This window comes from Pseudomonas sp. RC2C2, assembly GCF_018390435.1.
In the GTDB taxonomy this organism is placed as follows: Bacteria; Pseudomonadota; Gammaproteobacteria; order Pseudomonadales; family Pseudomonadaceae; genus Aquipseudomonas; species Aquipseudomonas donghuensis.
The window spans coordinates 227,593-240,000 of record NZ_JAHBAX010000002.1 but is presented as its reverse complement, the minus strand read 5'-3'; the positions used below and the strand labels follow the sequence as shown (position 1 = coordinate 240,000).

Here is a 12,408-nt window from a genome sequence, read left to right as displayed (position 1 = left end):
GCCGCCCGTGCTTCTACTTACTATAAGGAACGCCCTCCCGCGATGAACAGCCAACCCCGCAGCCTGGCCGCCACTCTCTTCCCTATTGGCTTGCTGCTGATTGCTATGGCCTCGATCCAGTCCGGCGCCTCGCTGGCCAAGAGCATGTTCCCAATCGTGGGCGCGCAAGGCACCACCACCCTGCGACTGATCTTCGCCAGCATCATCATGTTGCTACTGTTGCGCCCATGGCGCGCCAAGCTCAGCACCCGCACCCTGCGCACTGTGATCATCTATGGCATGGCCCTGGGCGGAATGAACTTCCTCTTCTATATGTCACTGCGCACCGTGCCGCTGGGTATCGCCGTTGCCCTGGAGTTCACCGGGCCGCTGGCCGTTGCTCTGTACGCCTCACGACGGGCCGTGGATTTTCTCTGGATCGGCCTGGCGGTCATTGGTTTGCTGCTGTTGATTCCGATTGGCCAGACCAGCGCGGGCATTGACCTGGTTGGCGCCAGCTATGCCCTGGGCGCTGGCGTGTGCTGGGCACTGTACATTCTGTATGGGCAGAAGGCCGGGGCCGAGAACGGCATCCAGACCGCCGCCCTGGGAGTGATGATTGCCGCGCTGTTCGTCGCCCCCATCGGCATCGCTCACGCCGGTAGCGCGTTGCTTACCCCGGCGTTGCTGCCTATCGCGCTGGGCGTGGCGATACTTTCCACAGCCCTGCCCTACAGCCTGGAGATGGTTGCTCTCACGCGCATGCCTGCCCGCACCTTCGGTACCTTGATGAGTATCGAGCCTGCGTTCGGTGCACTTTCAGGCCTGCTGTTCCTGGGTGAGGTACTGACCGTAGCGCAATGGCTGGCTATCGCTGCAATCATCACGGCCTCTGTCGGTGCCACCCTGTCGCTGCGCAAGGAAAGCCCGGCCCTGGTTGCCGCTGACTGATTTGAGAAATATTTGCATTTAAATAGACACTGGTCATTGTGCCGGGCATCCACCATCTTTAAGCTGTAACGTAACGTCAACCTTAAAGATATCTAATTGACAAGACAGGGACGCGAAGAGGCATCAGGGACGAAGCACGGGAAATTAGACACGGGCGATAGACCCGGTACGCATTAAGGACAGGAATGAAACGAATTTTGCTCATCCTAGCCATTTTGACCATCGCGGGGTGTGCGGCGACAGCAAGCACCGAAGTCAAACGAGGCAAGAAAGGCCTGCATATCAATTGCTCCGGCCTGTCTTCATCCTGGGATAAATGCTACGCCAAGGCCGACGCCTCTTGCGGCAGCAAAGGCTACAAGGTGATTGCCCGCTCAGGTGACGGCGACGCCGAACCTGGTGACTACCCGTTTGGCCTCAATCCGGCCGGCTACACCAGTCGCAGCATGATCGTCATCTGCAAGTAACCTGATCCAATAACAAGGGCAGCCCGCAGGCTGCCCTTTTTGTTGGTGCGTGAGCTCTGAACTCAGATCGGCCCGGTTCGAACCTGCAGCCACTTCAAGGCCGCACCATCCAGCAAGGGTTCGAGGCGCTCACGAACCTGTGCGTGGTAATGATTGAGCCAGGCACGCTCCTCGGCGCTCAGCCGATCCGGCAGCAGGCAGCGGGTATCAATGGGGCACAGGGTCAGGGTTTCAAACTCCAGAAAATCACCGAACGCGCTTTTACCCACCTCACGGTTGAACACCAGGTTCTCGATACGTACGCCCCACTCGCCCGGGCGATAGGTACCCGGTTCGATCGAGGTGATCATCCCTGCTTGCATCGCCGTCTGTGGCGCCGCGGCCGCCTGATAGGCGATGACCTGCGGCCCTTCATGCACATTCATAAAATAGCCGACGCCATGCCCCGTGCCATGACCGTAATCGACCTGGTCAGCCCAGATCGGCGCCCGGGCAATGGCATCGAGCAGCGGTGATGGGATGCCCCGCGGAAAACGCGCCCGCGACAATGCAATGACGCCCTTGAGCACTCGGGTGCAATCCTGCTTCTGCTCAGTACTGGGCTCACCGATGGGGACCATGCGGGTAATGTCAGTAGTGCCACCAAGATACTGTCCGCCGGAATCGATCAGTAGCAGGCCATTGCCTTCGATACGCGCATGAGACGCTTCGGTTGCCCGGTAATGCGGCATGGCGCCATTGGCATTGAAGGCGGCGATGGTCGAGAAGCTCAGCGAGACGAACCCGGGACGACGCGCGCGCGCGGCGCTGAGCTGTTCATCCACCGTCAACTCTGTGAGCGGCTCTGCACGCGCCTGGGCCGCTTCAAACCAGGCGAAGAATTCGCACAGCGCCGCGCCGTCCTGCGCCATGACCTGGCGAATGTGCTCAAGGTCGACCTCGCTTTTCTGCGACTTCGACAACGTGGTCGGATTCAACCCTTCGATCAGGCGAACCCCAGGGGTGGTATTGGCCAACAAACCACTGGTAACCCGGGCCGGGTCGACCAACAGGCTTTCACCGGCGGGAATCGCGGCCAGCGCCTGAGTCACCTGCGCATAGTCGCGCAAGGTGATGCCATCGACTTCCAGCACATGACGCAAGTGCTCGTCGACCTTACTCAAGGCAACGAACAGGGTTGCCTGGTTCTGGCTGATCAAGGCGAAGGAGACGAACACCGGGTTATAGGAAACGTCACTGCCGCGCAGGTTGAACAACCACGCAATGTCGTCCAGGGTGGCGATGAAGTGCCAATCGGCAGCGCGTTCGCGCAGGGTCAGGCGCAGGTTGGCCAACTTCTCGGCACGGCTGATGCTGGCCTCGGGTGGCAAATGCTGATACACCGGGTTGCCGGGCAATGCCGGCCGGTCATCCCAGACCTCTGCCAGCAAGTCCTTCTCGGTCAGCAAGCGCACATTGCGAGCCTTGAGCCGCTCACCCAGCTGACGCGCCGATGCCAGCGCCATTACTGCGCCATCCACCGCTACCGCACCACCTTCCGGAGCCTGATCGGCCAACCATTCCAGTGGACCAGGTTTACCCGGCTGCAGTTTCACCAGCTCGATAGTGCTGCCCGCCAGCTCCTTCTCGGCTTGCTCCCAGTAACGGCTATCCGCCCACACACCGGCGAAATCAGCGGTAACGATCAGGGTACCGACCGAACCGTGGAAACCGGACAACCATTGCCTGGCCTGCCAGTACCCGGGCAGGTACTCGGAAAGATGCGGGTCAGCCGACGGCACCAGCAAGGCATCGACCCCCTCGCGCTGCATCACTTCACGAATACGTGCCAGACGCGTATTCACCGCTCCCTGCGTTGAAGACTGTGTGCTCATGCTGACTCCTGCTACCACGATATCCATTGTTGTTGGCGCAGATAATGGATCAGCCTTCAGCCATGGGCAACCGCCCAGAAGGGTTGCGAGTGTAACGAGGCCTTTATTGCCCGAACCGCCTCATCAATATCCTGCGCCTGGGTATAGCGCCCCAGGCTCAAGCGAATGGTCTGGCGCGCCGCTTGCGGGGCAAGCCCCAGCGCAAGCAGCACATGGGAAGCAGCATTGGCCGCCGAGTTGCAGGCGGAAGTCGAGGAGAATGCCAGGGATCGGGCCAATTGCGCGAAGTCGGGACACTCAGCGCTGAAGGTCAGGCTCAGGGTGTGGGCGATTCGCTGCCTGACACTGCCATTGAGCTGAACCCCCGGCACCGTCAATAGCTGTTCCAGCAAGCGTTGCTGCAGTTGGCGGATGCGTGCGGTTTCCTCAACGAAAAGCGCCCCGGCCACGGCAAAGGCCTCGCCCATGCCAACGATCTGATGGGTCGCCAGGGTGCCGGAGCGCAAGCCGCCCTCATGCCCGCCGCCATGGATCTGCGCCTGCAACAAGGGCCTGGCACGCTCGCCGACGTACAGGGCGCCAATGCCTTTGGGGCCATAGACCTTGTGTGCAGAAAAAGACATCAGGTCCACCTGCCAGCACGCCAGGTCGATCGGTAGCTTGCCCGCCCCCTGGGCAGCGTCAACATGCAGCAGCGCACCATGCTGGCGAACCACCTCGGCTAACGCGGGGATGTCGTTGACGGTCCCCAGTTCGTTGTTCACCAACATCAACGACACCAGGAAGGTGTCTTCGCGCAACGCGTTGCGCAGTGCTTGCGGGCTGATCAGGCCCTGGTCATCGGGCGTCAGCAAGGTCAGGGCGAACCCGTCCTGTTCCAGCTGACGCACCGTGTCGAGCACCGCCTTGTGTTCGATCTGACTGGTAATGATATGGCCACCCCGGCGCCCCTGGGCAAGGCCCTTGAGCGCCAGGTTGTTCGATTCGGTGGCCCCCGACGTCCAGATGATCTGCTCGGCTTGCGCGCCGACAAGCCCGGCAACCTGTGCCCGGGCACGCTCCACGGCCGCACGGGCGCTCTGCCCATAGCAGTGGGAGCTGGACGCCGGGTTGCCGAAAGTGCCGGAAACGCCCAGGCACTCGACCATTGCCTGGATGACTCGCTCGTCGACCGGTGTCGTGGCGGCGTAGTCGAAATACAGCGGAAGATTATTCATGACGGCAGGCTCTCGGGTTGTTGTCGCCGTGCAAAGCAGGCGCTTCCTAAATCCGTGTAGGTAAAGTGCGTTCCCATACTGCACCAGTCCTGGTTAGAACAATAAATTATTAATATTTATACTTATATAACAAATATCGGATCCGCTAATCACCGCTGCTGAACTTCTGCCGCTAAAGGACTTCACAATCAGTAGAGCCCCGCACAGGAGAAATCGCCATGCCACTGGGAAGTAAAGCCAACTACCCCGACAAGCAGTCTGGCGGCGGTAAGCGCGCCGGTGGCTCGCGCGCCAAAACCAGCGATGCCCTGCAGCACACCTCCTGAACCCCGCAGAGGACCTGCCCATGCTCCGCTCAACCGACCGCAAGCAAGGCGTAGTGCTGCTGGATACGCGTCAAACCACACCCGCGCACGAGCACAGCGTGCACCTGAAGCTCGCCGAACGGCTCGCGCAGCTATTTCACACCGAGGTGGTAACACCCGCACAGCCGCCCACGGCCAAGGAGAACTTCTACTACCTGCCCACCGAAACCTTGATTGGCCTTGCGCGCTATCGGGCGATGGGCATCAGTGCACCTACGGATCTGTATGGAGGCCTGGTCAGCCAGCCCTACATGGCCACCAAGGCGATCTCCCATCCGCTGCCCGCCGATGCACGCTTTCCGCTGGGCTGGACCGATGATTTTGCACGTCTGGCCAGCGACGCGCTGTTACGGGGCTATAGCGTATTCAGCCTGGACGATGCGATTCGGGCCGCCGAGCTGCTCTTGCGTGAAGGGCCCCTGCGCCTGAAACCGGTGCGCGCGACCGCGGGGCGCGGGCAAACGGTGGTCAACAACATGAAGGAGCTGGAACGCGCGCTGGCCAGCATGGATGCGCAGGAGATCGCCCTCTGGGGGCTGACCCTGGAAGAAAACCTGAGCGAGGTGCAAACCTTCAGTGTCGGTCAGGCGCTGGTCGCCGGTATCCTTTGCAGTTACTACGGTACCCAGCAGTTGACCCGCGACCACCAGGGTGCAGACATCTACGGTGGTTCCGACCTGGTACTGGTGCGCGGAGACTACGACGCCCTGCTGCAACTGGCGCTGGAGGATCACCTGCGCCTGGCCATCACCCAGGCCAGGACCTACGAACAGGCTGCATTGCAGGCCTTCCCCGGTTTTATCGCTTCACGGCGCAACTATGACGTCGCGCGCGGCCTGAACAGCCAGGGCAAGCTGCGCAGCGGCGTACTCGAACAATCCTGGCGCATCGGCGGTGCCAGCAGTGCCGAGGTTCTGGCGCTGCAGGCGTTTGCCGCCGACCCGGCATTGACACGGGTACGCGCCTCGACCCACGAAGCCTTTGACGCGCCTGAACTGCCCGCCGATGCCACCGTTTTTTATCAGGGGGACGACAGTGAAATCGGAAGCGTCTGCAAATACGCCCGGATCCGCGACTATGACCATCCATAGCGAACCGATTGAAATCCCGGTTGATGGTGAAAGTATTGCCGGGACCATCGTCAGCCCCGGCGCCAAGGTTCCCGGGATCCTTTTTGTGCACGGCTGGGGCGGCAGCCAGCAACGCGACCTGGCCAGGGCCAAGCAGATCACCGGGCTGGGTTGCATGTGCATGACCTTTGACTTGCGTGGCCACGAGAAAACCGAAAGCCAGCGCCTGAGCGTTACCCGCGAGCAGAACCTGGCTGATCTGGTCGCCGCCTACGATCGGCTGGTTAGTCACCCGGCGGTCGATACCAGCGCCATCGCCCTGATCGGCAGCAGCTACGGGGGTTACCTGGCGACCCTGCTGACGGCATTGCGGCCGGTCAAATGGCTGGCGTTAAGGGTACCGGCGTTGTACTGGGACACTGAATGGGACGTGCCCAAGCAAGCGCTCAACCGTCAACGTCTTAGCGACTACCGTCAACGTGCTCTGGGCCCGGCTGACAACCGTGCACTGGGAGTCTGCGCCGAATTTGCCGGTGACGTGCTGCTGGTAGAGTCGGAACAAGACGATTTTGTGCCACACAGCACCTTGATGAGCTACCGCTCAGCGTTCGTCAGCGCCCATTCGCTGACCCACAGGATTGTCGATGGCGCCGATCACGCGCTCTCCAGCGACCGCAGCCAAAAGGCCTACAGCTCGATACTCAGCGCCTGGATCAGTGAGATGGTCATTGGCGCCCGCCTCGATCGCTACCCACACCATTCACCCTGGTATTCCTGACGCCATCGGCAGTTGGCAGTGCAGCCCATGTTCGGGGCCGCGGGCCAGGCTGCTGAGGGTATGGAAGGTATTGAAGTTGACACTCCTGGCCTGGTGCTGACGTATCAACTGCAAAAAAGGCTCCTGTTCGAAACTGCTGACAGCAGCTTCCCAAGCGGTTCGCGACTGCCATTGCAAGTATTGCAAGACCCTGCTGCCATCATCGCTGGCCTGGATACTGGCCGTTATCAAGCCGCTGTGTTGCTCGGCCAGGCGCTCGCTGCGCACCACCAGCGCCTGAGCCAGGGCGCGTTGGCGAGACGGCGCGACTTCGAACTCGATCATCTGGGTAAAACACAGGCTGTTGTCTGAAACCAGCATGGACATGCTCCCTCTGCCGTTGCACTTGCGGTGTGATGGCAGGCAGGGTAAAACCTCGAGTTAACTAGAGGTCAAGAGAAATTCCGCGATGCCCGATTCAGCCCCGAGCGCCCTCAGTGTCGGCCAATTGTCCGCGCGCAGTGGCGTTGCCGTGACGGCCCTGCACTTCTATGAAAGCAAGGGCTTGATTCACAGCACCCGTAGTGCCGGCAACCAACGGCGCTATCCACGCGAGACCCTGCGCCGCGTAGCGGTCATCAAGATGGCCCAGCGCCTGGGCATTCCCCTGGCAACCATTCATGCGGCACTACAAACGTTACCGGTGGGACGCGCACCCAGTGTGAAGGATTGGCAGCGGCTGTCGGAGCAATGGCGCCAGGACCTGACTCGGCGCATCGACACGCTGCTGGTGCTGCGGGACCAGCTCGACGGCTGTATTGGTTGCGGCTGCATGTCACTGCAAAGCTGCCCGTTGCGCAACTGTGACGATCAACTTGGCGAACAGGGCCCGGGCCCACAATTGCTCGAGCCTGGCCTCGAACGTAGCGACTAGTCGCCAGCCCCTGCCAAACGCAGCGCCAGCGCCTTGGCTTGCAAGGCGACATCGGTGACCGCCGTGCTCTCCCACCATAGGCCGCGCAAGGGTGGCCCCATGGCAAACAGGCGACGGCTCACCTGCCCTTCGGCATCGAGCACCGCCCCTCCTTCGTCGGCAGCGATCCCAAGGGCCAGAGGCCCTGGCTGGACCAGGCGGCGCTGCAGCAGGTTCTGCGGCAACGAGCGGGCAACCCGGCGCCAGTCGTATTCGATACCGGTGGAGTTGATCAACGCGGCAGCCGTTAGCCGTTCGACCAGCGCTTGCCCGCGAAAACGCAGCGTTACCACAGGCTGCCCGTCGACACCGATTTCGACTCCCTGCAGTGATGCCGCATGGATACGCAAACGCCCTTCTTCGACCAGGCGCGCCAGCAATGCCGCGCCCTGAGGCGGCGAACGATGATGATGGCTTTCCCACCAGGGTCGGACGTGGCGTACGAACTGGCGCTTGTGACGCTCGCTGGCCTGGCTCCAGAGCCTGGCGATATGCACACGCACGGTATCGAGCGGTGCCTGCCAGTCGATCCCCTGTTGTTGGGCGGTTCGGCATTGCCCGCGCAAGGCTCGTAACAATTGCAAGGGACTGCGCAGCGTCGGGTCAGTTGCCAGAAAATCTTCCCAGGCCGGCGGTTGCCGGCGTTCATGGGGCAAAAGGCCGTGGCGGGAGAACACCTCGATCAGCCCACGATGCCCGGCCGCCTGCAGCGACACTACGGCATCGACCATGGTCAAACCGGAACCGATGATGACCACCCGGCCATCGGCGTCAATCGACTGCATGGCCTGAATGTCCCAGGGATCGACCGCTGCGGTGTTCAATGCATTGTCGCTGAGCCGCGTGGTACGCGCCGCCGCAAACATGCCGGTGGCCAGCACAGCCCTGGTTGCGCGCAAGGTGCGCCCGTCGGCCAGACTGACGCTGACGCCCTGCTCGCCCACTGTCAGGTCAAGCGCTTCGGCCTGCACATGCTCAAGTTTCGAGCCCTGTTGTGAACCGATCGCCTCAGCTTCGGCCAGGCGCTGGCGCGCATAGACGCCAAACAGCCCGCGCGGCGCAAACAGCTCAGCCACGGGTACCTGCTGCTCGGCTGACTCCGGCCAACCGCCCGCTGCAATAAAGTGGCCGAGCCAGGCGGTCAGGTCATCGGCGTTGTCCGGATCGACACTCATGCGCGCGGCATTGCCATTGAGCGTGTGGCCCAGGTGTGTGGCGCTGTAGGCTTCACCACGGCCCAGCTCGCGGCGCGGCTCGACGATCAATACGCGGCGTTGCCCCGGTTGACGCAATAACTGGGCAGCCAGCATGGCGCCACTCAAGCCACCGCCGATGATCAGGACATCGCTCGCCAGGTTTTCTCGTTGCGCGCTCATCGGCTTCTCCGTCTTGTTTGCGCGCAATAATAAGCAGCAAAACACCCATTGCGCAGCCGGCCCCGTACCAAAGTAGGATCAGCCTCCAGGCGCACAGAGGCGTCGCCGGTAATCGCTGGGGGCAAACCCGGTGACTTTGAAGAACACTTTGCGAAAGGCGCCCGGATCCTGATAACCGACGCCCCAGGCGATCTGGTCGATGGATCGGTTGGTGAACTCGAGCATTCGGCAAGCCCGCCCCACCCGCACCTGCTGGCAGTACTCGGTTGGCTTGAGGCCGGTAGCACTGCGAAAGCGACGCAGGAAGGTGCGCGGCTCAAGGCCGGCACAATCAGCCATGGTCGCCAGCGACACGTCGCGCGCGCCGCTGCCCTGCAACCAGTGCTGGACCTTGAGCACCGCCTCGTCGCCGTGATCCAGCCGTGGGCTGAAAACACTGCCGGGGCGCTGCTCGCCGCTGACCCGCTGCACCGCAAGAAAACGCGCGGTTTGCGCAGCCAGGGTCTCACCCAGGTAACGCTCTACCAGCTTGAGGCCCAGGTCGGTCCAGGCCATCAAGCCGGCCGAGGTAATAATGTCGCCATCATCAAGCAGCGGCAGGTTGGCTTCTACCTGAACCCGGGGAAAACGCTCGGCCAGTGATTGGGCAAAATTCCAGTGAGTGGTCGCCGGGCGCCCATCGAGCAAGCCGCTGGCGGCGATGAAGAACACCCCGACGCAGACCGACACCAGCAACGCACCATCGCCATGCCATTGACGCAGACTGCCACGGTAGCGCGCGAGCAATTCCGGCGACGGGGCCTGGGTCAGGCTCGGCGGAATGACCATCGCGCGAAGTTGATGAGCAATGCCCGGATGGGTGTCGAATGAAACCTGCAACTGTTGATCAGCGCCCTCGCTCCAATGGCTTACGCGCAACACCGGCCGGTCCAGCGCTCCCAGTTCATGGCACAGGCGATTGGCCACGGCAAACAGGTCGGTCAGGCCATGGACCGCAGCCAGCTGCGCACCGGGATACATCAGCACGCCAATTTCCAGAGTGTCCCGCGCTGTCGCCATTGTCAGTTTTTCCCGCCATTTTGTCGTTCGCGCCAATCCGCAAGCGCATCGCTCAAGCCTATAACTATCGCCACACCACAACCACTCTCGACACGAGGCTTTTACGATGAGCAAACAGGCACTGATCGTCATCGACATCCAGAACGATTACTTCCCCGGCGGCAAATGGACCCTGGATGGCGCCGATGCTGCGGCCGACAATGCCGCCAGCATCCTTGAAGCCGCCCGTGCCCGCGGCGATCTGGTCGTGCACGTGCGCCACGAGTTCGAGTCCAGCGATGCACCGTTCTTCACCCCGGGCTCCGAAGGCGCGCAGATTCACCCCAAGGCGGCCAACCGCACCGGTGAGCCGGTGGTACTCAAGCACAAGGTCAATGCATTTTTGGGAACCGAGCTCAAGCACCTGCTCGATGACGGGCAAATCAGCAACGTCACGGTGATCGGCAGCATGAGCCACATGTGCATCGATGCCGTCAGCCGCGCGGCTGCCGATTACGGCTATGGCGTCACGGTGGTTCACGATGCCTGCGCTACCCGCGCTCTGGAGTTCAACGGTGTCACGGTTCCGGCAGCCCATGTACATGCCGCTTACATGGCATCACTGGCCTTCGCTTACGCCCAGGTGATCTCCACCGAGGACTATCTGACCGGCGCCAACCACTAACTGCGCCGACCCGCTGCGTGCTCAGATCACCACATTGCGCACAAAGCGGGTCGTCACTTCACCGTCATTTCTATAGGCATAGCGGCGGTTGCTGGCAAAAGTGAAGAACTCGCCGGCATTGAGCAGGTGTTGTTGCCCCTCGACCTGCAAGGTCAGGCAACCTTCGAACACGAACAACTGCTCGCTCCAGCCATCGGCATCGGGCTCGCAGGGGTAGACCTCGCCAGGCTCCAGGCGCCACTCCCAGAGTTCAACTTCACGGCTGGCAGCGGAGCTGGCCAGCAACACGGCCTTGCTGCCGGGATGCACGCCGGTCCAGGCCAGTTCGTTGATCCGGCTCGGGTCGCGGTTGTCTGGCGCTTTGATCAAGTCACTGAAGGCGACTTGCAGGGCTTGGGCGATCAGATCCAGTGTGGTCAGGCTGACATTTTTCTCGCCGGCCTCGATAGCCACCAGCATGCGGCGGCTGACGCCAGACTTTTGCGCCAGGGTGCTCTGGCTCATTTCGCCAGCATGACGCAGGCGACGAATGTTCTGGCTGACGTGCTGAAGCACCGAAGCGCGTTGACTGGAATCTTTGTGCACTATATTGCTCATCAATAGGGGTTGCGCAGTATACTGCCCACTTTCGCCGCAATTGTGCGTCGACCCTTTCCCGTGTGCAAGGCCATGACTCCAACGAACGCTGCTGAACGCCCTTCCGTTTCCTTCCGGCTGAGCAAGGCCGAACTGGTGCTGGTGTTTATCACCATGCTCTGGGGCGGCACCTTCTTGCTGGTACACAACGTGATGAAGGTCAGCGGACCGATGTTTTTCGTCGGCCTGCGCTTTGCCGCCGCCGCCTTGTTCGTCGGCCTGGTCTCAGCCCGTACGTTGCCCGGCCTGACCGCCACCGAACTCAAGGCCGGGGTGTTGATCGGCGTGTCGATCATGCTCGGCTACGGCCTGCAGACCGTGGGCCTGCAAACCATCAGCAGCAGCCAGTCGGCGTTCATCACCGCCCTGTACGTGCCCTTCGTGCCCTTGCTGCAATGGCTGGTGCTGGGCCGCCGCCCCGGCCTGATGCCGAGCCTGGGCATTGGCCTGGCATTTGCCGGCCTGATGCTGCTGGCGGGCCCCGGCGGCGGTTCGCTGCAGTTCAGCCCCGGCGAAATCGCCACCCTGGTCAGTGCCGTGGCCATCGCCGCGGAAATCATTCTGATCAGCCGTTATGCCGGCCAGGTCGATGTCCGCCGGGTGACCGTGGTGCAGCTGGCCACCGCGTCGGCGCTGTCGTTCATGCTGGTGGTACCGACCCAGGAACGCCTGCCGGACTTCTCCTGGCTGTTGCTGCTCAGCGCCGTGGGCCTGGGCGCGATGAGCGCGGTGATCCAGGTGGCGATGAACTGGGCACAGCAATCGGTTTCGCCGACCCGCGCCACCCTGATCTACGCCGGTGAGCCGGTATGGGCCGGCATCGTCGGGCGCATCGCCGGCGAACGCCTGCCGGGCGTGGCCTTGCTCGGTGGTGTGCTGATTGTCGTCGCCGTGGTGGTCAGCGAACTGAAGTTTCGTCGCCGTGGCGAAGAGCAGTCCCTGGCGGTTGACGCCGAAGAACCTGAAGCGGGTCTCTGATCGGCAAATGCAGGCTATCCTTTGAAAAAAACTGTTATAAAA

The 12,408-nt window shown here is 62.0% G+C and carries 13 protein-coding genes; 7 read left to right on the top strand and 6 right to left on the bottom strand.

Annotation, left to right across the window (positions count from 1 at the left end; translation table 11 throughout):
• Window positions 1-42 precede the first annotated feature (42 nt).
• On the top strand, window positions 43-930 hold the full coding sequence (gene rhtA, locus KHO53_RS19550; RefSeq protein ID WP_010224281.1) for a threonine/homoserine exporter RhtA: 888 nt from the start codon (window positions 43-45) through the stop codon (window positions 928-930).
• Window positions 931-1,115: 185 nt separating this feature from the next.
• Entirely contained in the window at window positions 1,116-1,397 is a 282-nt protein-coding gene (locus tag KHO53_RS19545; RefSeq protein ID WP_010224282.1) for a hypothetical protein, read from the top strand.
• A gap of 62 nt (window positions 1,398-1,459) precedes the next feature.
• Here KHO53_RS19545 and KHO53_RS19540 read toward each other — a convergent pair whose 3' ends face one another.
• Window positions 1,460-3,271 (bottom strand): aminopeptidase P family protein, encoded by a 1,812-nt coding sequence (locus tag KHO53_RS19540; protein ID WP_010224283.1) that lies wholly within the window; start codon window positions 3,269-3,271, stop codon window positions 1,460-1,462.
• Window positions 3,272-3,327: 56 nt separating this feature from the next.
• The gene (locus KHO53_RS19535) at window positions 3,328-4,488 is read right to left on the bottom strand and encodes an aminotransferase class V-fold PLP-dependent enzyme (protein ID WP_010224284.1); all 1,161 of its coding nucleotides are present in this window, start codon (window positions 4,486-4,488) and stop codon (window positions 3,328-3,330) included.
• Between the two features lie 346 nt (window positions 4,489-4,834).
• Between KHO53_RS19535 and KHO53_RS19530 the strand changes: the two genes are divergently transcribed.
• Entirely contained in the window at window positions 4,835-5,944 is a 1,110-nt protein-coding gene (locus KHO53_RS19530) for a DUF3182 family protein (RefSeq protein WP_010224285.1), read from the top strand.
• Window positions 5,931-6,701: an alpha/beta hydrolase family protein gene (locus KHO53_RS19525; protein WP_213570683.1), complete on the top strand. Its 771-nt coding sequence runs from the start codon at window positions 5,931-5,933 to the stop codon at window positions 6,699-6,701. The genes KHO53_RS19530 and KHO53_RS19525 overlap by 14 nt, the downstream gene beginning before the upstream one ends.
• Here the strand turns inward: KHO53_RS19525 and KHO53_RS19520 are convergent.
• The gene (locus KHO53_RS19520; protein WP_010224287.1) at window positions 6,684-7,061 is read right to left on the bottom strand and encodes an antibiotic biosynthesis monooxygenase; all 378 of its coding nucleotides are present in this window, start codon (window positions 7,059-7,061) and stop codon (window positions 6,684-6,686) included. The genes KHO53_RS19525 and KHO53_RS19520 overlap by 18 nt on opposite strands.
• Window positions 7,062-7,149: 88 nt before the next feature.
• Here KHO53_RS19520 and soxR point away from each other — a divergent pair, with 88 nt between their 5' ends.
• Window positions 7,150-7,614, top strand: a complete 465-nt coding sequence (gene soxR / locus KHO53_RS19515) for a redox-sensitive transcriptional activator SoxR (RefSeq protein ID WP_213570682.1) — start codon at window positions 7,150-7,152, stop codon at window positions 7,612-7,614.
• Here the strand turns inward: soxR and KHO53_RS19510 are convergent.
• Window positions 7,611-9,029, bottom strand: a complete 1,419-nt coding sequence (locus KHO53_RS19510; protein WP_010224289.1) for an FAD/NAD(P)-binding protein — start codon at window positions 9,027-9,029, stop codon at window positions 7,611-7,613. The two genes, soxR and KHO53_RS19510, sit on opposite strands and share 4 nt — an antisense overlap.
• A 78-nt stretch (window positions 9,030-9,107) precedes the next feature.
• Complete coding sequence (locus KHO53_RS19505) at window positions 9,108-10,088, bottom strand: GlxA family transcriptional regulator (protein ID WP_010224290.1); 981 nt, start codon at window positions 10,086-10,088, stop codon at window positions 9,108-9,110.
• 106 nt (window positions 10,089-10,194) lie between these two features.
• Here KHO53_RS19505 and KHO53_RS19500 point away from each other — a divergent pair, with 106 nt between their 5' ends.
• Window positions 10,195-10,752 carry a cysteine hydrolase family protein gene (locus KHO53_RS19500; protein WP_213570681.1) on the top strand — a complete coding sequence of 186 codons (558 nt, stop codon included), beginning with the start codon at window positions 10,195-10,197 and terminating at the stop codon, window positions 10,750-10,752.
• Window positions 10,753-10,773: 21 nt separating this feature from the next.
• On the opposite strand, the gene KHO53_RS19495 is transcribed toward KHO53_RS19500, so the two are convergent.
• Window positions 10,774-11,337: a helix-turn-helix domain-containing protein gene (locus tag KHO53_RS19495; protein WP_213570680.1), complete on the bottom strand. Its 564-nt coding sequence runs from the start codon at window positions 11,335-11,337 to the stop codon at window positions 10,774-10,776.
• An 84-nt stretch (window positions 11,338-11,421) separates the two neighbouring features.
• Here KHO53_RS19495 and KHO53_RS19490 point away from each other — a divergent pair, with 84 nt between their 5' ends.
• Window positions 11,422-12,366 (top strand): DMT family transporter, encoded by a 945-nt coding sequence (locus KHO53_RS19490; protein ID WP_213570679.1) that lies wholly within the window; start codon window positions 11,422-11,424, stop codon window positions 12,364-12,366.
• Window positions 12,367-12,408: the final 42 nt, after the last annotated feature.